This is a genomic window from Treponema sp. UBA753, assembly GCF_002297325.1.
Classification (GTDB): Bacteria; Spirochaetota; Spirochaetia; order Treponematales; family Treponemataceae; genus Treponema_D.
This window is the reverse complement of record NZ_DBKJ01000061.1, coordinates 1-1867: the sequence shown is the minus strand read 5'-3', so window position 1 is coordinate 1867 and position 1867 is coordinate 1. Positions and strand designations below refer to the sequence as shown.

General features: G+C 39.9%; 1 protein-coding gene. It reads right to left on the bottom strand.

Features of this window, described 5'->3' with window-relative positions:
- Nucleotides 1-187: 187 nt before the first annotated feature.
- Nucleotides 188-1705 carry a sodium/proline symporter PutP gene (putP, locus tag B4C08_RS05285; protein ID WP_296663749.1) on the bottom strand — a complete coding sequence of 506 codons (1518 nt, stop codon included), beginning with the start codon at nt 1703-1705 and terminating at the stop codon, nt 188-190.
- Between the last annotated feature and the right edge of the window lie 162 nt (nt 1706-1867).

Here is a 1867-nt window from a genome sequence, read left to right as displayed (position 1 = left end):
TTATTGCACTCTCCTAATGTAAGAATGAATTTTTGTTTGCTTTGAAAAAGTTTCAGCATCTTTATGTTACTACTAAAAGAAACGTTTGTAAATAGATTTATTCAAAAAAAAACTGCCCGACAAAGTTTAACCTTTAGCCGGGCAATGACATGAAATTTCAAGTATGAAAATGATAGTCAATCAGAATTTATTTTTTACTTAGTGTTTTGTACTCATCGAATTCTGCAAGCATTTCTGCATCTTTGTTTTTATCAAGAAGGCTTACTACAACAGAAACGAAAAGGCAGATTATAAAGCCAGGAAGAATTTCATAGATGTTGAAAATTCCGCCGGACATATTGTGCCAAAGGACAACCGTGATTCCGCCTGCAACAAGTCCTGCTATTGCGCCTTTATTTGTCATTCCGCGCCAGAACAACGCAAGCAGAACAAGCGGTCCGAATGTTGCGCCGAATCCAGCCCAGGCATAGCTTACAAGTCCGAAGATTGAGCTTTCTGGATTCAAGGAAAGGAAAAATGCAACTGCCGCTATTGCAAAAACCGTTATGCGTCCGACATTCAGCACAGATTTTTCATCCGCATCTTTTTTTATAATTCCTTTGAAGAAATCTCGGCTTACTGCGCTTGCTGCTGAAAGAAGCTGGCTGTCTGCTGTGCTCATTGAAGCTGCAAGAATTGCGCAAAGGAAAATTCCTGCTATAAATGCCGGATACATTTTAAGCATTGTTTCGCTGAAAACTGTTTCGGCTGCGGCTCCAGAAAGAAGCTTTGGCATAAGATATGCAGTTCCAAGCGTTCCGATTATAAAAGTTCCGATGTATGAAATTATCATCCAGACTGTTCCGATTCTGCGGGCTTTTGTAAGTTCTTCTTCTGAACGGATTCCCATAAAGCGTACAATTATGTGAGGCATTCCAAAATATCCAAGTCCCCAGGCAAGAGCTGAAACAATGGAACTTGCGCTGTAGTTTTTGTTTGCTGTGAATTTTGCAAGCATTTCCGCGCCGAATTCTCCGTTCATGGCTTTTTCACTGAAATCCGCTGCTTTTGCAAATGCTTCTGCCGGTCCTCCGAGCGCAAAAACTGCAATCAGTGAAGAAACAACAAACGCCACAAAAATCAAAAGTCCCTGTATAAAATCTGTTGTGCAGACCGCAAAGTATCCGCCCATAATCGTATATGAAAGGATTACGACAAGTCCGATTACAAGCCCTGCATGATAAGGAAGATTGAATACAGAATTGAAAAGTTTTGCGCAGGCTACAAATCCTGAAGCTGTGTAAATAGTAAAGAAAAGAACAATGAAAATAACAGAAACAAGTGAAAGAAGGTGAGTCTTGTCTTTAAAGCGATTTGTAAAAAATTCTGGAATCGTTATGGAATCTCCAAAAGCTATTGTGCAGCGGCGAAGCGGTTTTGCAACAAAAAGCCAGTTCAAGTAAGTTCCTGCAATAAGTCCAATTGCAGTCCAGAATGTTTCCTTGATTCCTCCAAGATAGCAAAGTCCGGGAAGTCCCATTAAAAGCCATGCTGAAGAGTCAGAGGCTTCTGCGCTTAATGCCGTAACCCAAGGCCCGAGTTTTCTTCCGCCCAAAAAGAAGTCAGAAGAACTGTTGTTTTTCTTTGCGTTCCTAAGTCCAATGTAAACCATAAAGCCAAGGTACAATGCAAAGGCTATGATTTTTGCAATCATTTGTGATGTCATAAGTGCTCCAAATTTAAATATATGCAATTTTAGTGCATAAATATGATGTTTTCAACAGGAAGATTCGCCGGCATTGCAACGCTTTTGTTATAAGGTCGAATGTCGAGTTTTAATAAAACAGCTACTAAACAATTATTCCTATGCTAACAAGGCTGTAATTGC

Excerpts from the sequence above, each read along its gene's own strand:
- putP (WP_296663749.1), bottom strand. The coding sequence starts at position 1,705 with ATGACATCACAAATGATTGCAAAAATCATAGCCTTTGCATTGTACCTT.